Raw genomic sequence first — 17,681 nt, forward strand, 5'->3', positions numbered from 1 at the left:
GTCATCCTTCGCGTGTCAGAACCAGACTCACATGCGACGACATCACGCCGCCGTCGGCGTGGATGAAGGCGCGCGATGGTGTGCGTTGCAACTGGCGCTTTCCGGCCAGATTGCTCATCTGCCGCCATGCTTCGACGACATGCGCCATGCCGCCTGCCACGCCGCAATGACCGTAGGAAAGCAGTCCGCCGTGGGTGTTGAGCGGCAGGGCACCATCGCGTGCAAAGTCGCCATGCCGCAAGCGCGCTGCGGCTCCGGCGCGTGGCGCGAAGCCCAGCTCTTCGAGCAGCATGACCAGCGTGATCGTGAACGAGTCGTAGATGCCGAGATAGTCGAAGTCGGCGATATCCATGCCCGCCTCGTCGAGCGCAATGGACGCGGCATCCGATGCGCCGCAGCGCATCACATCTTCCATCGCGGTGAGATGCTGATGACGATGTGCCTGGCCCGCGCCGCGCATGGCGATGGCCGCTTGCGGATGCGGATCGGCAGACACCACCAGCGCCATCGCGCCATCGGAAATCGGGCAGCAGTCCATGAGCGACAGCGGCGATGCGATGGCCTTGCTGGCCAGCACGTCCTGCACCGTGATGGGCGTGCGCAGATGCGCATCGGGATGCGTGATCGCGTTGTTGCGCATGAGCACAGCGAACTCGGCCAGGTCGGCAGAAGTCACGCCCGTGCGGTGCATGTACTCCGACGCCATGAGCGCGTAATACGCGGGCACGGATGCGCCGTTCGGGACTTCGTAATCGGCATCGCCCACTTGCGCGAGTGTCTGGATCGAGCTGTCGCGGGACTGGCCGCTCAAGCGGTTTTCACCAGCCACCACCAGCACGTTGCGGCAGCGGCCCGATCGCACCAGCTCTCGCGCCGCCATCAACATGGCCGCGCCGGTGGCACCGCCCAACTGCATGCTGTGTGCGTAGTTCGGCCTGAGCGCAAAGCGTTCGCAGAACAGCGTGGACAGCATCAGATGCGGCAGCGTCGTGGCGTAGCCGCAGAGCACGCCATCGATCTGCGCGCGTTCGAGCTGCGCACTTTTCAGCGCGCCGCTGGCGGCTTCGGCCATGAGGTCGAGCGCGCTGCGGCCTTCATGCTTGCCGAATGCGGTGCCGCTTGCGCCACGCAAGAAGGCTTGCGGGGCCTGCGTTGATGAGGGCATGGGTTGTGTCTCCTTGTGCTTGTCCATGGGTTGGCTTGCTTTTCTATTTGCTCGCGCTGACGCGATGCGCGGTGCGACTGACGGGCCGGGTCGCCTCGGCCCAACGCACCTGACATTGCATCGCCTCGTGCATCAGCGACTGGCCCATGGCGGATTCGCGCGAAAGAATCCGGTCGTTGAGCGCGGCGATGCTGATGGCCGCCACCGGGCGACCTTGCGGATCGAGAATCGGCACGCCGATGCCGCCCATGCGCTCGACCACCACGTCGAGCAGCACGCAATAGCCTTTGCTGCGCGCTTCGGCGATGCGCTCGTGCAGCAGCTCGGCGGTGATGCGCGGATAGCGCTGCAACTGGCTGAGCAGAATCTCGATGGCGGCTTCGCGTTCGGCATCGGGCAACCAGGCCAGCAGCGCGAGCGATCCCGCACCCACGCCCAGCGGCCTGCGGCTGCCCACGCGAAGATAGTTGGCGCGGATGGGGTAGGTGCCTTCTTCCACGTCGATGCACAGCGATTCGATGCCGCTGGGAAGCGACAGCACCGCGCTGTCTTCAAACTGGCCGACCAGCCGCATCAGGCTGGGACGCACGATGGGGCGTGGGTCAAAGCGGCGCAGTGCCGCTGCACCCAGCACCATGAGCTCGGGCCCGAGCGTGAATTGCTTGGTGGCGGCATCGCGCATCACAAAGCCGTCGCGCACCATCATCTCCAGCAGGCGCAGGGCAGTGGCCTTGTCCAGATCGGCGGCGGTGGCGATGTCGGTCAGCCGTGCATTCGCGCCTTCCGACATGACCCGCAGCACGCGCATGGCGCGCTCGACGGACGACACGCTGCTGCCGGAGTTGCGGGTCACGATGGACTTGGTGCGTGGAGGGTTGCGATCTGCTGCTGCCATGGTTGTTTCTGCCAATGAAACCTGTTCTGGAGTCCACTGTAGGAACGGATCGGATGGTGGTCAAAAACTTTTCCAAAAGTTTTGATCCGTGAAATTTTTTACCAACTGATCGAATTTTTTCGTTGATTGGAATTGGCTATTGATGGGCGGGTAAACCCTCGAAATGGATGATTTACAACCAGTAGCAGATTCAAATGTTTCACTCAGCTACAAATGACGTGTTCAAACCAAAGCTTGCTATTGTTTTTGGTTGTTGAATCCAATTGTGAACAAAGCTCGCGCCAGATATGCGATAGCCAAACAGAGAAATAGCATTCACCTATTCGATTTTTACTTTTGTAGGTGGTAGCTATGTCGCAAATCGTTCGTCACATCACTGGTCTGTTGATTGCAGGGGGCCTGGTCGCTGCTGCCAGCCTGCCTGCCGTGGCCCGAACCGAAGGCGGTGCGGCTCCTGAAGTGAAACAGGTCTCCATGGCACCGTCGCAGATGGGTGTCCATGCGCCCTTTGCTGAAAAAGTGCAGGTGGGTGGCCGCACGGTGACGCTCAACGGCGCGGGCATTCGTTACAAAGCGGTGTTTCAGGTGTATCGCGCAGCGCTCTATACCGAGAAGCCGCTCCAGCAATACGGCGACCTGGGTGGTGCCAACGAATCCAAGCGCATCCATTTGGTGATGCTGCGTGAAGTGAACGCCAACGAACTGGGCGGCATGTTCATTCGCGGCATTCAGGAAAACATGGACAAGGCGAGCGCGGCGCGCCTGATGCCGGCCATGCTGCGCATGTCGGCGCTGTTCAACGACTACAAGAAGCTGGAGCCGGGCGACTCCGTCACGCTGGACTGGGTGCCGGGCAAGGGCACGGTGGTGTCGGTGCGCGGCGTACCGGCTTCGGATTCGATGCCCGAAGCGCAGTTCTATCACGCGCTGGCGGGCATCTGGCTGGGCGCGACGCCTGCCGACTGGAAGCTGCGCGACGCGATGCTGGGCGTGAAGGCAACGACGGATACTGCCAATCGCAACTGATGGGATGGCAGGCTGTTGCGGCCATGGCCGGACAGCGAAGAACGCGACATCCGCGACATTGGGTTGTCGGGCATTGGGTCCGGCAACCCTTTTTTGTGGGCGAGCGCGCATCGCCCCTGAGTGCTTGCTTGCGGGTTTGACACGCCTTGTTCCAACCTGAAGGAACCTTTTCCCGCGCCCGAGCTTCTGACCGCGTAACAATGCTTGGATGAGCAGATCGCTGGAACAGAACATGAACCTCGGAAGTCGCACGCCACACGAAGAATCTCATTGCCCACAACGCAGGTTGCTGCTGGGCGTTGCCGTGTCGATGGGTGTGCTGGTGGCCGGTTGTGCCACGTCTCCCAGCGCGATGGCGCAGCCCAGCTACACGATTTCGGCCGGGCAGATTCAGGAGGCGGTGGGGCGCAAGTTTCCGCGCAATTACGGCTTTGGCGGGCTCATGAATCTGGCGCTGAGCGATCCGCAGATCCATCTGCGCCCCGATCAGAACCGGCTGAACACGGTGATCGCCGTGCTCGCCTCGGGTCCGCTGCTGCAGGCGCGCAACTATCAGGGCGCGCTCGACGTGGATTTCTCGCTGCGCTATGAATCTTCGGACCGCACATTGCGCGCCACCGATCTGCATCTGAATGGATTGCGCATGAACGGACTCAACGCGCAGACCGAGCAGATGCTGCAGCAATACGGCAGCACGCTCGCGCAACGCTCGCTGCAGGAGGTGGTGCTGCACCAGTTGACCGACAAGGATCTTGCGCTGGTGAACGGCCTCGGGCTGGAGCCCGGCAAGTTCACGGTGACGCCCAAAGGGCTGGTGGTGACCTTGCAGAACAAGGCTGTCCCATGACGGCTGGTGACCCTGTCCTACGTGGTTCACGACCTGCCGGTGTTACAAATAAGGCAGCAAGGCAAGAAGAAGGGAAGAAGATTCCATGAGCTTTCAGGACCGCAGACAGGGCTCCACCCGCACATCCTCTTCATCGTCGTCCACGACCACATCCACGTCCGAGGCGATGCAAAAGCCACTCGTCGTGGTGATCGTCGGCGCGTCCAGCGGCATCGGCCACGCCACGGCGGTTGCGTTCGCCCAGCGCGGCGCCAAGCTGGCACTGGCGGCACGCAGCGCGGACACGCTGTCTCCAGTCGTCACCGAATGTCTGGCCGAAGGCGGCTCTGCGTTGGGCATTCCCACCGACGTGACCGACGCCGAAGCCGTGCAGAAACTGGCGAGCCGCGCGGTCAGTCATTTCGGCCGCATCGACGTCTGGGTGAATGCCGCAGGCGTGGGTGCCGTGGGCCGTTTTGACGGCATGCCGCTCGAAGCCAATCGCCGCGTGATCGAATCCAATCTGCTCGGCCACATGCACGGCGCACATGTCGCGATGCAGCATTTCCGCGAAGCCGAACGTGGTCTGCTGGTCAATCTCAACTCCATGGGCGGCTGGGTCGGCACGCCGTTCGAGGCGGCCTACAGCGCCAGCAAGTTCGGCGTGCGCGGCCTCTCGGAGAGCCTGCGCGCCGAAGTCGCCGATCTGCCGAACGTGCACATCTGCGACGTGGCTCCCACGCGCGTCGACACGCCGGGTCTTGTCAACGGCGCGAACTACACCGGCCACCGCTTGCGCTCGGTCATGCCCATGCTCGATCCACGCCGCGTGGCGCAGTCCATCGTCGCGCTGGCCTATTCATCCAACCCCAAGCCTGTCACATGGCTGGGCGCATCGGCACTGCCAAGCCGGGTGGCCCACGCGGTCTCGCCCACGCTGTATGGGCGCGCCAGACGCTGGTTTGGCGAGCGCAGCCAAGGCCAGAGCGTGCCGATGAGCGACGGCAATCTGTACGAACCGTCTGCCGACACAAGCATCGACGGCGGCATCCGCACGGCGCGCGCCGAGGCCGCCACGGCGGCCATCGTGCTGGGCACCGTGGGGCTGGCACTCGGCTGGTTCATCGGTCGCCGTTCGCGCTGACGGACGCGGGTCAATCGGACGAGCATTTGTCCTATGGTGCGCCGCGTGACGGCGCACTAACATGAACGTGCCTGTTTGACTCACTCAATTCGGGAACCGCTGCGTGCATCACAGGGTTGTGCGCGGCGACGGTTTCCGCAAGGAGCACGCCATGATTGAGCCACCACAGATCACAGATCTCGCGCGCCATTGCACGACCGCCATCATCCACGTGCGCTGCACGCGGGAAGAAATCCAGTACGTCATGGGTCGTGGAGTGCGCGAGCTGCTGGACGCCGTCCGCGCACAGGGCGTCCAGCCCATCGCCGCGCTCTACACCCACCATCTGCATCGCCCCACGGATCGCTTCGACTTCGAGATCGGCATACCCGTCGATCACCCCGTCCGCGCAGCCGGGCGCATGCGCCCCGGCGAATGGCCGCCCATGCGCGTCGCGCGCACCGTGCACTGCGGCCGCTACGAAGACCTGCCGCAGTCCTGGGGGCGGTTCAAGCAATGGATAGAAACGCAGGGGCTGAGCATCACCTCCGAGTTGTGGGAATGCTATGTGACCGGGCCGGAACGTGGCTCGGATGCGCGGTTGTGGCGCACGGAGTTGATTCAGCCGCTGCAGTAGTGCGGCAGTGACGTGCGCTGGATGGCATGGGCCTGCAACGGAATGGATGTGCGAACGTAGAATCACGTTCATGAACATCACCAAAGACACAGCGGTCACGCTGAACTACAAGATCACCGATCCCGTCACCGGCAAGCCGCTGGATTCGGGAGACGTGGCGTATCTGCATGGCGGCTACGACAATATTTTCCCCAAGGTCGAAGCGGCGCTGGACGGTCAGGCGGCGGGCTTTTCCGCCACCATCGATCTGGCGGTGGCCGATGCGTTCGGCGAGCGCGACGAGAGCCTGATGCGCGTGATTCCCAAGGCCGAATTTCCACCGGGAGTGAAGGTCGGCGGCCAACTGCAGGGCCCTGGCAACGATGGCCACATGACGGTTTTCAACGTCGTGAAGATCAAGGGCCCTGAAGTGCATCTGGATGGCAACCATCCGTTGGCCGGTCAGGCACTGAAATTCCAGGTGAAGGTGACCGAAGTGCGTGCTGCCACGCCCGAAGAAATCGCGCACAAGCATGTGCATGGTGGTCACGGTCATCACCATTGATTGATTTGCGTGTGAACTGAGCCGGGCAGATTCAAGTTCACGTCGCCCAATGCAAAAAGCGGAAGCACTTCCAGTGTGCTTCCGCTTTTTTATTGCCCGGCAGGTGGCCGTGCGGGGTTACTTGCGGCGCTGGGTCATGGCGGCCGCGGCGACGACCAGCGCGAGTGCCGTCAGCATCAGCATCCAGCGCGAGTCCACGGGAACGGGCGTTGGTTCGCTCACCACGGGTGGTGTGACTTCCTTGATCGTGACGGGCGAGATGGCTTTGTTGTTGACTGCGTTGGGGTCGCGGGTGTCGGACTTGGCGGTGGTTGTCAGGAACACGGAGCCCGACTTCTCTGCCTTGAAGGTGGTCGTGCAAGTGAACTTGTCGCCTACCTGGAAGGGGTTGACCGGCTGCGGTGCGGGTGTGCAGGTGGTGGTGGCTCCGGCAGGTGCACCAGTCACCATGCAGGTGGCGTTGACTGCGTAGTCGGGACCCTTGTTGGTGCAACTGGTGATCACGGTGACGGTATCGCCCACATTCACTTCCTGTGATTTGGCCGGTGTGGCCGCCATGTCGGCATACACGCCGGGAGATGAAATCGTGCAGCTGTTGCAGTCACCGTTGCTGCTGGTGACGGTGTTGATGAACGTGGGCGTCGGCACTGGCGGAGTGATGGTCAGCGTGAACGTTTTCGAGACGCTCGCATTGGCAGGGACCGTCACGGTTTGATTGCAGGTACTGGCAGCGGTGGTGCACGCTGGCGATGTGCTCCAGCCTTCGCCGCTGCCGGTGTAGGTGCCGCCGCCGGGCACGGTCTCCGTGAGGGTGGTGGTGCCTGACACACCACCGTTGTTCTTGACGGTGAGGGTGTACACCAGCACGTCGCCGCCGCGCAGCTTCTGGCCCGCGTTGGGCTGACCGTTCACCGTGGAGAGCACTTTGGTGGTGTCGATGGCGGCGGGCGCGTTCACCACCAGCGTGGCTTGTGCGGGCGTGGTGTTGGTTGCGCCTTCGGCAGAAGTGACGCCGCCAGCGGGAATGTTGTTCAGATAGCTGCCAACGGTGGTCGATGTCACCATCCACTGCAGTTGGCACGATCCACTGGCCGCCAGCACACCGCCGCTCAGCACCAGTTGTGTGTTGCCGGGGCTGGTCAGATCGCCATCACAGGAGTTGCCCATCAGCGAGCCGGTGGTGGTGAGGTTGACGGGCAGTGTGTCGGTGAGCGTCAGGGAATTCAGGTCGATGCTGCTTGCGCTGGTGTTGCTCACCGTGATTGTCAGCAGGCTCGATCCACCCGTGCTGATGCTGGTGGGCGCGAACGATTTGCTGACGCTCACGGCTGGTGCGACGACCTGTGTCTGCACGCTGGTGCAACTGTAGGTGTTGGCATCGCAGTTGCGCCCCGGTGTGCCGGGCGTGCTGCTGCCGTTCGGGTTGGTCGATGCATAGTTGGTCACCGTGCCCGTGCTGGTGGCGACAGCGGTGACGGTGAAGCTGCCGCTTGCGCCAGCAGCGATCGGTGAACTGAGTGTACAGTTCAGCAATGCACCTTCGGAGCCCGGTGCATTGGTGCAGGTTGCGCCACTCACCGAGACAGCCTTGATGTTGGATGGCAACTGATCAGCGACGACGGCGCTGGCGAGTGACGTGGTCAGCCCGTTCTGCACGGTGAGCGTGTAGCTGAACTGTTCGCCCAAGGCCACCTTGGCAGGGCCGGTCTTGGTGACGCTGGCCTTGCCGCCGTTCTGGCTGGTCATGGTGCTGGAGTTGTTGTCCGGATTCAGATCGTTGCTGGTGATCGTCGCGGTGTTGCTGATGCTTTGCGCCGTTGCGCTGGTGGTCACGTTGAAGGTGTAGGTGAGATAGTCACCTTGCGTCGGCGCGGTGGCAGGATTGCCAGCCGAGCTGTTCACGGGCAGCACGCCGGTGATCATCGTCCAGGCGCTGCCGGAATTGCTGACAGAGTCACAGGTGGCTGCGCCCGATGGCGTGCAGGTGGGTTGCCCGTTCAGCGTGACGGTGCTTGGCAATGTATCCGCGAGGGTTGCGCCGCTGGTGGCGACAGGACCGTAGTTCCATACCTTGATGGAATAGCTCAGCGCCCCGCCGGGTGTGAATGTGGCGGGAGCAGTCTTGGCCACGCCCAGATCGGTTGCCACGTTGGCGCAGCTGGCATAAGACTCCGGCAGTGATGGGTCGCGCAACTGGGCGGCGGGAATGATTTCCTTCGTACCGTCGGGCTTGGTCCATTGCATGCGCAGGAAGTTCACGCCGCCGCGGTTGTTCCAGTACACGCGCATGACGTAGCAACTGCTGGGCTGCTGCGCGTAGAAGTTGCCGGGAATGGAGGGGATGTTGCCGGACTCGCTGGTGTAGTCGCTGAGCGCGCCGACCGGAACGTTGTAGTCGAAGTTGCGATAGTTGGCCGCCGTGTCCGCCGAGAACTTGGTGGAGAAATCGACCTTCACCTCATCGTCGTGGTACGACTGAAAGCTGTACGAACCTGCGGCTGGAAACTGCACCAGCGCATAGACGACGCGCCCCAGAATCTGCGTGTCGCAGGCAGCGTTGTTCGTGAATTTGTTGCACAGCTGTGGCGCACTGCTGCCCCAGTTGATGTCGTCGAGCGAGCCTGAACTGGCGATGTTGCCCGTGCCGCCCGCTGCGAAGTTGATGAGGTTGGTCAGCGGAACGTTGCCTCTGTCATTGTTGTTGTAGTAGTTCGGGGCGATCGGCGTGACCGGAGCGCCATTCGATAGATTCTGCTGTCCCCGGTAGTCATCGAATATGACCGTGGCACTTGCGCCAAGCGGCAACGCTGAGGCGAACAGGGCAGCGCCGAGTGCGGCAAGTGAAATGGACGTGCGTGAACGCGAAGCGAGCGAAACAAGCGATGTGGTGAACTCTGCGAAGTACGCCATGAGTCGGATTCCTGAACGGCAGGAGCGCGCCAATGCATGTCATGACGCTTTCTCAAATGCAGGTGGAGTTTTGGCCACCTTGCTGTTTCAGCGTCCGCGACCAATCCTGCAGGCTCTGTCGCGAGTGGCAGCGGCGGGCATCGTTGCGTGCCTCGTCGACTTGGTTGGCGTGTTCTCCATTGCGGAGCAGCTACGCAGGCTGTGACGGGATTGATGTTCCCGTGCATTCAACGAATCCCCTCGTTTGCAGCGGCACGCTCGACTTGTCGCGCGTTGATGGTGCAAGTGAGTGAATGATTGATGAAGTGGTTACCGATTTCAATTGCACCCCTTGGGGCGCATGGTTTACCAACGCGCATGCCTACTGGAGCGTTTCGCGGGGCGATGCTTGCCGACTTGCCCGGCTTTGCGTCTTTGTCCTACGTGCTGCGAAACAACACGGCCCAGGTTGCAAGCCGTTGTTTCACCGCTGCCGCAGCAATGCGCGCTTGAGCAGTCGCGATGCGCGATCACGAATCTGGAAGGGGCTGTGGCCCGGCAGGGGTTGCACTTTGGAGCGCAGGCAGGCGGTCAGAAAGTCGTCAAGGATGGGACGCGCATCCAGAATGCTGCCGTCATGCGCGCGGAATTCCGGGTGCCATTGCGTGGCGGCGATGTAGCTGTGGCCGTGCGTGGGGTGGCGGCGAATCGCCTCGGGCACGGCGTCCGGGTAGCTCCAGGCTTCGATGTCGAAACCCGGTGCGAGCTGTTTGATGCCCTGATGGTGAATACTGTTGACCTTCACCTGATTGGTGCCGGGATACAGCCGCGCCAATCGCGTGTTGGGCACGATCTCGACCTCGTGAAAATGCTGGTCGTAGGTGACCGGATCGCGGTGCAATTGCGCGCCGGGATGTTGCGTCTCGATGTCCTGATACAGCGTGCCGCCGAATGCCACGTTGATGAGCTGCAGCCCGCGGCACACGCCGAAGATCGGCTTGCCCGCCTGCTCGAAGGCCTCGACCAGGGCCAGATCGTAGAGGTCTCGAATCCGGTCGCCGAGCCACGCATCCTTGAGCGGCTCCTCGCCGTAGCTGCCAGGCCAGACGTCCGCGCCACCGTGCATGACGACGCCGTCCAGCCAGTCGGCATAGTGGCTGAGCGTCACGTCGCCGAGCGCGGTTTCGCCGGTGGGGCAGGGCACCATCACCACCATCGCACCGGCGGACATGATCCAGTGCGCGATGGTCTGCTCCACGTACTGCAGCGTCTTGTTGGTGAACAGGGGGCGATACGGATCGGCGTGCGAAAAGCAGGCCGAGAGGCCGATCTTCAAACGGTTGGCAGAGCTGGTGCTGGTCATCGTTGCGGTTCTTTCCGGCAGTGACTGGGAGCGAGTCCACACTGCTTTGTAACACGGCTCGAATCCGGCACGGGGCGTGCGTGATTGGCGCACGTTTGTTCACTGTAGGCCGACTTCGACAATGCGTGTCGCTAGGGAAAGCGAGAAGCAATCACACGCAAATTTGACGGCAGTCAAGCGCTATGCTGTCCAGACTGGCAAGATGCAGTTATCCATTCTTTGATCGCTATTGATGGATTGTTTTTTTCGACACAGGAGAAGTTGATGCAAGTGCAAGTACATACCAACGACAAGATCCAGGGCGGCGAATCCTTGGCTCAATGGGTACAGCAAGAAGTGTCCACCCGGCTCTCGCGCTTCAAGGAGAGCGTCACGCGTGTGGAGGTGTTCTTCTCCGATTCCGATGCGCCTTCGAAGGCCGGCTCTCCAGACAAAAGGTGCGTGATCGAGGCGCGCCCTGCAGGCCGTCAGCCCGTGGCCGCGAACGCCGAAGCCCCCAAGGTGGCGGACGCGTTGACGGCAGCGCTGGAGAAGTTGCTGCGCGGACTCGAAGCCGACCAGGGCCGCGTCCGCGACAAGAACAACCGTGAGTCGATTCGAGACGCTGAACAGCCTTGATCGCCGTCTGAACTTCGTTTGAACCAACGCCCGTTTGCTGATGCGACGGGCGTTTTGCTTTTGGGGTGTGCTGCCCGGTCTTCAGTGCGTCAGAACGAGCTGCCGGGCGTTTGCAGAAAGGCGGTTTCCTCGGTCGTGCTTTCCCGCCCGAGCACCGCATTGCGATGCGGATAGCGGCCAAAGCGCTGGACGATTGCGCGGTGGCGTTGGGCGAAGTCGAGATTGATCGGGTTGCCGAGTGCGGTGAACTGGCGGATCGATTCGTCCTGCACCATCAGCGATTCGCTGTGCATCAGCGGCATGTAGGCGAAGGCGCGTTGCGCCTCGGTGAAGTCCTTGTCCAGACCGAGCGCGATGATTTCCTGCGTGAGCACCAGCGCCATGCCGTCTTGCGAGAAGGCGCGCGGGGTGTCGCGCCAGACGTTGCGCGAGAACTGGTCGAGCACGATGATTTCGGCCAGGCGGCCCAGAGCGTTGGCGCGCCAGTTCCAGAGTTCACCGCGCGCGGCGATTTCCAGCACCGCGCCAAAGCGCTTGTGGATGGCGGCGTCGAACGCATCGTCCTTGGCGAACCATTGCTGGGGCGTCGACTCCTCGAACCAGAAGCGGATCACGGATTGCGCGGTGGGGTCAAGTGCTTGGGTCATGCGTGCAAATGTAGCCTCGAAAACGAAAAAGGGCACGGCAGGAGGTGAATCCCGCCGTGCCCAAAGTGATGGTCACGGAGCGTCTTGTTGTGGTCCTGAACGATAGGGTGATCAGCGACGCGAGCGCAGGTTGCCGTTCTCGTCGGCGATCACGATTTCCACGCGGCGGTTCATGGCACGGCCTTCGGGCGAGCTGTTGTCGGCCACGGGATATTCCTTGCCGTAGCCGCGCGCGGTGATGCGGTCAGCGGCCACGCCACGGGTCACGAGCGCGCTTTGCACGGCGGCGGCGCGGTGCTCGGACAGCGTCTGGTTGAACTGGGTGGTGCCGACGCTGTCGGTGTAGCCTTCGATCAGCAGCTTGCGGTTCGGGAACTCGGCCAGAAACTTGGCGAGCTTGTCCAGGCGCGGAGCGGCTTGCGTGGTCAGGTCGGCCTTGCCGAATTCGAACAGCACGTCACCCAGTGTCACCAGCAGGCCCCGTTCGGTTTGCTGCGCTTGCAGATCGTCGAGCTGGGCTTGCAGGCTCTTGACCTTGGCGGCGGATTCGGCCGCGCGTTGCTCGGCGCTCAGCGCTTGCTGACGAGCCTGCTCTGCGGCCGCAGCGTTGGCGGCGGCTGCCGCACGGGCCTTGTCGGCCTGCTGTTGCGCGTTGGCGGCATCGCCTTGCAGGCGAGCGCGTTCTGCGTCCACACCGGCTTGCTTGATGTCGGTGTCCAACTGGCGCGTCTGGGCCACGTTCTGGGCGATCTGGGCGCGTTGAACGGCCAGGTTGGACAGGTGGGACGCTTCGGTGGCGTCAGCATCCTTGGTCCAGGCGTTGTCGGCCTTGGCGAGCGTGTCTGTCGCAGACTTCAATTCCAGCGGTGCGAGCTGCACGACCTTGGGATCGTTCATCGCCGTGTTGACGGCGGCACGCGCCTTTTGCAGCGGCTCCAGCGGTGCATTGCGCGATGCGCAGGCTGCGAGCATGGAAACGGCGACGAGGCTGGTGGCCAGCATGCCGAAGCGACGGACGTGGTTGTTTTTGGTTGGCGACATCATGGGTGTTCCTTTATTCCTGTGTGGCTGTTGCGGCGGCGGTCAATGGACGGACCGCATCAGCGTGCGGGCTGCGCTTGCTGGATGCCACGTTGCACGGCCTTCAGGCGTGCGTCGTTCTCGGCCGCCTGGGCCTTGGATTCGGCCAGACGGGCTTCGGCTTCGGCGGACTCGGCATAGCGGCGCGCTTCGGTGTAATCCTTCTTCTCCATCGCGCGTTCCGCCTTGCTCCACAGATCGCGGGCCTTCTGCAGCTCCACCGGAGCGTAGGCGGTCACTTGAGGAGCGGTGGAAACACGTTGAATCGTGCTCTGGGCCACCGCCATTTCTGCGGTCGGCGCAGGGATGGACGAGCAGGCTGCTAGAGTGGCGACAGTCAGTGCCAAAGCGGCACCGCGAATGAGGGTGATGGACATGTGGGGCTCCTCTCGGGAAAGTGTTTTCTGCATGCGCTATGGCCAATGTGGTTCTGCGGGGCGGACAGAGCGTGTTCCGGCCGCGGTTGTCATGACAAAGCGTGCAGTTCAAAAAACGACAGGACGACGACGCGTCCTGTTGCTCCGAGCCCATTTTTGACCGCATCCCGAGAGGCCCGCGTAGGTGCGGCGTTGCTATCAATGTAAGAGTAGGACGGGCAAGCCATGAGCCGCTGTCCGACATGAATTGTTAACTGAAGCGATTTCTGCAGACAACAAAAAAGCGCCCGAAGGCGCTTCTTCTGAAAGGGAGCGAACTCCGATCCGGTTGGCTTACTTGCCAGCCATCACGCGCACCATTTCCAGGCACTTGTTCGAGTAGCCCCATTCGTTGTCGTACCAGGAAACGACCTTCACGAAGGTGCCGTCCAGAGCGATGCCGGCGTCGGCGTCGAAGATCGAGGTGCGGGTGTCACCGCGGAAGTCGGTGGCGACGACCTTGTCTTCGGTGTAGCCCAGCACGCCCTTCAGAGCGCCTTCGGACTGGGCCTTCATTTCGGCCTTGATTTCTTCGTAGGTGGCAGCCTTGTCCAGTTCCACGGTCAGGTCGACCACGGACACGTCGGACGTTGGCACGCGGAAGGACATGCCGGTCAGTTTCTTGTTCAGTTCAGGAATGACCACGCCCACGGCCTTGGCTGCGCCAGTGCTCGAAGGAATGATGTTTTCCAGAATGCCGCGGCCACCGCGCCAGTCTTTGTTGGATGGGCCGTCAACGGTCTTCTGCGTAGCCGTTGCAGCGTGCACGGTGGTCATCAGACCGCGCTTGATACCCCACTTGTCGTTCAGCACCTTGGCCACGGGTGCCAGGCAGTTGGTGGTGCACGAAGCGTTGGAGATGATGGTTTGGCCAGCGTAGGTCTTGTGGTTCACGCCGTAGACGAACATGGGGGTGTCGTCCTTGGAAGGAGCCGACAGCAGCACCTTCTTGGCGCCAGCGTCGAGGTGCTTCTGCGCGGTGACCTTGTCCAGGAACAGGCCGGTGGATTCGATCACGATGTCGGCGCCGACTTCGTTCCACTTCAGGTTCGCCGGGTCGCGTTCTTGCGTCAGGCGGATCTTCTTGCCGTTCACGATCAGCGTGTTGCCTTCGACCTTCACGTCGCCCTTGAAGCGGCCGTGCACCGAGTCGTAGTTCAGCATGTATGCCAGGTAGTCAGGCTCCAGCAGGTCGTTGATCGCCACGACTTCGATGTCGGAGAAGTTCTGCACTGCGGAGCGCAGCACGTTGCGGCCGATACGGCCAAAGCCGTTGATACCAATCTTGATCGTCATAGTCTTGCCTCTGATTGAAAGTCGAAAAAACGGAAATCGTTGTGGGCGACACGGTCCGGAACCAACCGGACGGTGTCACTCATGTCGGGATCAACGTGCGCGTTGCAAGGCCGCTTGCACGGTCTCTGCCACGTTCTCGGGTGTGAAGCCGAAGTGCTTGAACAGCACCGGCGCAGGAGCCGATTCGCCGAAGGTGTCGATGCCGACCACGGCGGCGCAGCCGTACTTCCACCAGCCGTCGGTCACGCCCATTTCCACGGCAACGCGTGGCAGGCCTTCCGGCAGAACCAGCTTCTTGTACTTGGTGTCTTCGCGGTCGAAGGTCGTCGTGCTGGGCATGGAGACCACGCGCACGGGGATTTTCTTCTCGGCCAGCAGCTTCTGTGCGGCCACAGCCAGTTGAACTTCGGAGCCGGTGGCGATGATCACGGCCTTGGCCTTCTTGTTCAGACCCACGTCCTTGGGCTCGGACAGCACGTAAGCGCCGCGCGAGATGTCGCCCAGATCGTTCTTGGCGAGGTATGGCAGGTTCTGGCGCGACAGCAGCAGAGCCGTTGGCTTGTTGCGGTTGGACAGAGCCACGCTCCATGCCACGGCGGTTTCGGCCGTATCGGCAGGACGCCACACATCCAGACCAGGGATCAGGCGCAGGCTGGCTGCATGCTCGATCGACTGGTGGGTCGGGCCGTCTTCGCCGAGGCCGATGGAGTCGTGCGTGAACACGTGGATCACGCGTTGCTTCATCAGCGCAGCCATGCGGATGGCGTTGCGGCTGTAGTCGCTGAACGTCAGGAACGTGCCGCCGTAGGGGATGAAACCACCGTGCAGGGCCACGCCGTTCATCACGGCAGCCATGCCGAATTCACGCACGCCGTAGTTGATGTGGCGGCCACCGACCAGCTCGGTCTTGTCGCCCACTTGCACTTCGGTCTGCACCACGTCGCCCTTGTCGTCGAAACGCAGAGCTGGCGTGGCCTTGGTGTTGGTCAGGTTGGAGCCGGTCAGGTCGGCGCTGCCGCCCAGCAGCTCGGGCAGCTTGGCGGTGAAGGTTTCCAGAGCGATCTGGCTGGCCTTGCGGCTGGCCACGGTTTCGGCCTTGGTATGGGCGGCGATCACGGCGTCCACAGCGGTCTGCGCGAAGTGGCGTGGCAGGTCGCCAGCCATGCGACGTGCGAATTCTTCGGCCAGTTCCGGGAAGGCAGCGGCGTAGGCATCAAATTGCTCTTGCCATGCAGCTTCGGCCACCTTGCCGGTTTCCTTGCGGTCCCAGTCACCGTACACGTCGGCAGGGATCACGAACGGCTCGGCCGCCCAGCCCAGGGCTTCGCGGGTCAGCTTGATTTCTTCGGCACCGAGTGGCTCGCCGTGCGCCTTCGCGGTGTTGGCACGGTTGGGCGAACCCTTGCCGATGCTGGTCTTGCAGACGATCATCGTGGGCTTGTCGCCGCTCTTCTTGGCTTCGGCAATGGCGGCGTCGATGGCGTCGGCGTCATGGCCGTCCACCGCGTCGATCACGTTCCAGCCGCAGGCGCGCAGGCGCTCGGGGGTGTTGTCCACAAACCATGGGGCGACCTTGCCGTCGATGCTGATGCCGTTGTCGTCATACAGCGCGATCAGCTTGTTCAGCTTCCATGCACCAGCCAGCGAAATCGCTTCCTGGCTGATGCCTTCCATCAGGCAGCCGTCGCCCAGGAACACATAGGTGTGGTGGTCGACGATGGCGTGGCCTTCGCGGTTGAATTCCTTGGCCAGCAGCTTTTCTGCGAGCGCAAAGCCAACGGCGTTGGTGATGCCCTGACCCAGCGGGCCCGTGGTGGTTTCGACACCGGGGGTGATGCCATGCTCAGGGTGACCGGCGGTCTTGCTGTGCAGTTGGCGGAAATTCTTGAGTTCTTCGATCGGCAGGTCGTAGCCGGACAGGTGCAGCACCGAGTACAGCATCATCGAAGCGTGACCGTTGGACAGCACGAAGCGGTCGCGATCAGCCCACAGCGGGTTGGTCGGGTTGTGCTTGAGGTGACGCCCCCACACGGCCACGGCCATGTCTGCCATGCCCATCGGGGCACCGGGGTGACCGGAATTGGCTTGTTGAACGGCATCCATTGCGAGTGCGCGGATCGCATTCGCCATTTGTTGTGAATTGGCCATGAGAGGCGGGCTCCGGGAGGGACTGGGGTAGAGAAAACCCCCTATTTTACTAAGTGCCCGAGGTCGGGGTCGGGAAGGGGCATCAAACCGGACTGCAAAGCCCCGTCAATCGACCGGCGATCCACTAAAGTGTCAACCCATGCAGACCGCTTCGAGCCCTTCGATGTCCCACGAAAAAACCGCCGTTTCTCCTCTCAAAAAGCCCCTCTGCGCGATGCTGCTCGCCGCCGGACGGGGCGAGCGCATGCGCCCGTTGACCGACACCACACCCAAGCCCTTGCTGATCGTGCATGGCCGCTCGTTGCTCGACTGGCACATCGCGGCGCTCACGCGTGACGGCGTGAACGACTTGGTCGTCAACACCGCCTGGCTGGGCGAAAAAATCCCGCAGCACTTGGGCGAATACTGGCCGGAACTCGCCCGCGCGGGCCGTCTGCGCTACTCGCACGAAGGCCTGGATTTCGGTCACGCGCTCGAAACCTCAGGCGGCATTGCGCGCGCCCTGCCTTTGCTCGGCGAAGCGTTCTGGCTCGCGGCGGGCGATGTGTTTGCACCGGATTTCGTGTTCGACGTGGCCAAGGCCAGCGAATTTGCAGCGTCCGACGATCTCGCCCACCTCTGGCTGGTGCCCAATCCGCAGCACAACCCGCTGGGCGACTTTGCGTTGAAGGACGGCCGCGCGCTGAACCTGCCCAAGGACCAGCCAAGCGAGTTCCCGCGTTACACCTACAGCACGATTGCGCTGCTCAAGGCCGAGCTGTTCCGCGCGCCGTGGTGCGACATCGCCGCAGGCAATCCGAATGGCGTGGCCGAGCCGCTCGCGCCCTTGCTGCGCAAGGCCATGGACGCGGGCCGCGTGGGCGCGACGCTCTATGAAGGCCGCTGGACCGACGTGGGCACGCCGCAGCGTCTGGCCCAGCTCAACGCCGAAATGCTGATGCCGACCACGCGCGCCTGATTCGCTCGCCCGATGGAATAACCAAGCCCGACACGGGCCGAAGCCGCATC

16 protein-coding genes are annotated in these 17,681 nt (G+C 62.6%); 7 read left to right on the plus strand and 9 right to left on the minus strand.

Features of this window, described 5'->3' with window-relative positions; translation table 11 throughout:
- Position 1 precedes the first annotated feature (1 nt).
- Entirely contained in the window at positions 2-1,165 is a 1,164-nt protein-coding gene (locus G7048_RS13340) for a thiolase family protein (RefSeq protein WP_166068611.1), read from the minus strand.
- 43 nt (positions 1,166-1,208) lie between these two features.
- Positions 1,209-2,060 (minus strand): IclR family transcriptional regulator, encoded by an 852-nt coding sequence (locus G7048_RS13345; protein ID WP_166068612.1) that lies wholly within the window; start codon positions 2,058-2,060, stop codon positions 1,209-1,211.
- A 351-nt stretch (positions 2,061-2,411) separates the two neighbouring features.
- Here G7048_RS13345 and G7048_RS13350 point away from each other — a divergent pair, with 351 nt between their 5' ends.
- From G7048_RS13350 to G7048_RS13370, 5 genes are all read left to right on the plus strand, one after another.
- Positions 2,412-3,086: a chalcone isomerase family protein gene (locus G7048_RS13350; RefSeq protein WP_166068613.1), complete on the plus strand. Its 675-nt coding sequence runs from the start codon at positions 2,412-2,414 to the stop codon at positions 3,084-3,086.
- 232 nt (positions 3,087-3,318) lie between these two features.
- Positions 3,319-3,933 carry a DUF1439 domain-containing protein gene (locus tag G7048_RS13355; RefSeq protein ID WP_166068614.1) on the plus strand — a complete coding sequence of 205 codons (615 nt, stop codon included), beginning with the start codon at positions 3,319-3,321 and terminating at the stop codon, positions 3,931-3,933.
- A gap of 85 nt (positions 3,934-4,018) precedes the next feature.
- Positions 4,019-5,056, plus strand: coding sequence for an SDR family oxidoreductase (locus G7048_RS13360; RefSeq protein ID WP_166068615.1), 1,038 nt, complete (start codon positions 4,019-4,021; stop codon positions 5,054-5,056).
- A 151-nt stretch (positions 5,057-5,207) separates the two neighbouring features.
- Positions 5,208-5,672, plus strand: coding sequence for a GyrI-like domain-containing protein (locus tag G7048_RS13365; protein ID WP_166068616.1), 465 nt, complete (start codon positions 5,208-5,210; stop codon positions 5,670-5,672).
- 70 nt (positions 5,673-5,742) lie between these two features.
- Entirely contained in the window at positions 5,743-6,216 is a 474-nt protein-coding gene (locus G7048_RS13370; RefSeq protein WP_166068617.1) for a peptidylprolyl isomerase, read from the plus strand.
- A 117-nt stretch (positions 6,217-6,333) separates the two neighbouring features.
- Here G7048_RS13370 and G7048_RS13375 read toward each other — a convergent pair whose 3' ends face one another.
- On the minus strand, positions 6,334-9,126 hold the full coding sequence (locus G7048_RS13375) for a DUF11 domain-containing protein (RefSeq protein WP_166068618.1): 2,793 nt from the start codon (positions 9,124-9,126) through the stop codon (positions 6,334-6,336).
- A gap of 463 nt (positions 9,127-9,589) precedes the next feature.
- On the minus strand, positions 9,590-10,468 hold the full coding sequence (locus tag G7048_RS13380; protein WP_166068619.1) for a gamma-glutamyl-gamma-aminobutyrate hydrolase family protein: 879 nt from the start codon (positions 10,466-10,468) through the stop codon (positions 9,590-9,592).
- Positions 10,469-10,732: 264 nt separating this feature from the next.
- On the opposite strand from G7048_RS13380, the gene G7048_RS13385 reads away from it, so the two are divergent.
- Positions 10,733-11,086, plus strand: a complete 354-nt coding sequence (locus G7048_RS13385; RefSeq protein WP_166068620.1) for an HPF/RaiA family ribosome-associated protein — start codon at positions 10,733-10,735, stop codon at positions 11,084-11,086.
- An 89-nt stretch (positions 11,087-11,175) separates the two neighbouring features.
- Here G7048_RS13385 and G7048_RS13390 read toward each other — a convergent pair whose 3' ends face one another.
- The 5 genes from G7048_RS13390 to tkt all read right to left on the minus strand — a co-directional run bounded on the left by G7048_RS13390 (position 11,176) and on the right by tkt (position 16,673).
- Positions 11,176-11,733: a DUF924 family protein gene (locus G7048_RS13390; RefSeq protein WP_166068621.1), complete on the minus strand. Its 558-nt coding sequence runs from the start codon at positions 11,731-11,733 to the stop codon at positions 11,176-11,178.
- 111 nt (positions 11,734-11,844) lie between these two features.
- Entirely contained in the window at positions 11,845-12,777 is a 933-nt protein-coding gene (locus G7048_RS13395) for an OmpA family protein (protein ID WP_240932980.1), read from the minus strand.
- Between the two features lie 56 nt (positions 12,778-12,833).
- The gene (locus G7048_RS13400; RefSeq protein ID WP_166068622.1) at positions 12,834-13,190 is read right to left on the minus strand and encodes a DUF4398 domain-containing protein; all 357 of its coding nucleotides are present in this window, start codon (positions 13,188-13,190) and stop codon (positions 12,834-12,836) included.
- Positions 13,191-13,523: 333 nt separating this feature from the next.
- The gene (gap, locus tag G7048_RS13405) at positions 13,524-14,525 is read right to left on the minus strand and encodes a type I glyceraldehyde-3-phosphate dehydrogenase (protein ID WP_166068623.1); all 1,002 of its coding nucleotides are present in this window, start codon (positions 14,523-14,525) and stop codon (positions 13,524-13,526) included.
- A 90-nt stretch (positions 14,526-14,615) separates the two neighbouring features.
- Complete coding sequence (tkt, locus tag G7048_RS13410) at positions 14,616-16,673, minus strand: transketolase (protein WP_166068625.1); 2,058 nt, start codon at positions 16,671-16,673, stop codon at positions 14,616-14,618.
- 163 nt (positions 16,674-16,836) lie between these two features.
- On the opposite strand from tkt, the gene G7048_RS13415 reads away from it, so the two are divergent.
- The gene (locus G7048_RS13415; RefSeq protein WP_240932981.1) at positions 16,837-17,631 is read left to right on the plus strand and encodes a nucleotidyltransferase family protein; all 795 of its coding nucleotides are present in this window, start codon (positions 16,837-16,839) and stop codon (positions 17,629-17,631) included.
- The last annotated feature ends 50 nt before the right edge of the window (positions 17,632-17,681 follow it).

It is taken from the genome of Diaphorobacter sp. HDW4B (genome assembly GCF_011305535.1).
Lineage (GTDB): Bacteria > Pseudomonadota > Gammaproteobacteria > Burkholderiales > Burkholderiaceae_C > Diaphorobacter_A.

Bases quoted from the DNA above. Each gene is read 5' to 3' on its own strand.
- G7048_RS13340 (WP_166068611.1), bottom strand. From the start codon at position 1,165: ATGCCCTCATCAACGCAGGCCCCGCAAGCCTTCTTGCGTGGCGCAAGC.
- G7048_RS13345 (WP_166068612.1), bottom strand. From the start codon at position 2,060: ATGGCAGCAGCAGATCGCAACCCTCCACGCACCAAGTCCATCGTGACC.
- G7048_RS13350 (WP_166068613.1), top strand. From the start codon at position 2,412: ATGTCGCAAATCGTTCGTCACATCACTGGTCTGTTGATTGCAGGGGGC.
- G7048_RS13355 (WP_166068614.1), top strand. From the start codon at position 3,319: ATGAACCTCGGAAGTCGCACGCCACACGAAGAATCTCATTGCCCACAA.
- G7048_RS13360 (WP_166068615.1), top strand. From the start codon at position 4,019: ATGAGCTTTCAGGACCGCAGACAGGGCTCCACCCGCACATCCTCTTCA.
- G7048_RS13365 (WP_166068616.1), top strand. From the start codon at position 5,208: ATGATTGAGCCACCACAGATCACAGATCTCGCGCGCCATTGCACGACC.
- G7048_RS13370 (WP_166068617.1), top strand. From the start codon at position 5,743: ATGAACATCACCAAAGACACAGCGGTCACGCTGAACTACAAGATCACC.
- G7048_RS13375 (WP_166068618.1), bottom strand. From the start codon at position 9,126: ATGGCGTACTTCGCAGAGTTCACCACATCGCTTGTTTCGCTCGCTTCG.
- G7048_RS13380 (WP_166068619.1), bottom strand. From the start codon at position 10,468: ATGACCAGCACCAGCTCTGCCAACCGTTTGAAGATCGGCCTCTCGGCC.
- G7048_RS13385 (WP_166068620.1), top strand. From the start codon at position 10,733: ATGCAAGTGCAAGTACATACCAACGACAAGATCCAGGGCGGCGAATCC.
- G7048_RS13390 (WP_166068621.1), bottom strand. From the start codon at position 11,733: ATGACCCAAGCACTTGACCCCACCGCGCAATCCGTGATCCGCTTCTGG.
- G7048_RS13395 (WP_240932980.1), bottom strand. From the start codon at position 12,777: ATGATGTCGCCAACCAAAAACAACCACGTCCGTCGCTTCGGCATGCTG.
- G7048_RS13400 (WP_166068622.1), bottom strand. From the start codon at position 13,190: ATGTCCATCACCCTCATTCGCGGTGCCGCTTTGGCACTGACTGTCGCC.
- gap (WP_166068623.1), bottom strand. From the start codon at position 14,525: ATGACGATCAAGATTGGTATCAACGGCTTTGGCCGTATCGGCCGCAAC.
- tkt (WP_166068625.1), bottom strand. From the start codon at position 16,673: ATGGCCAATTCACAACAAATGGCGAATGCGATCCGCGCACTCGCAATG.
- G7048_RS13415 (WP_240932981.1), top strand. From the start codon at position 16,837: ATGTCCCACGAAAAAACCGCCGTTTCTCCTCTCAAAAAGCCCCTCTGC.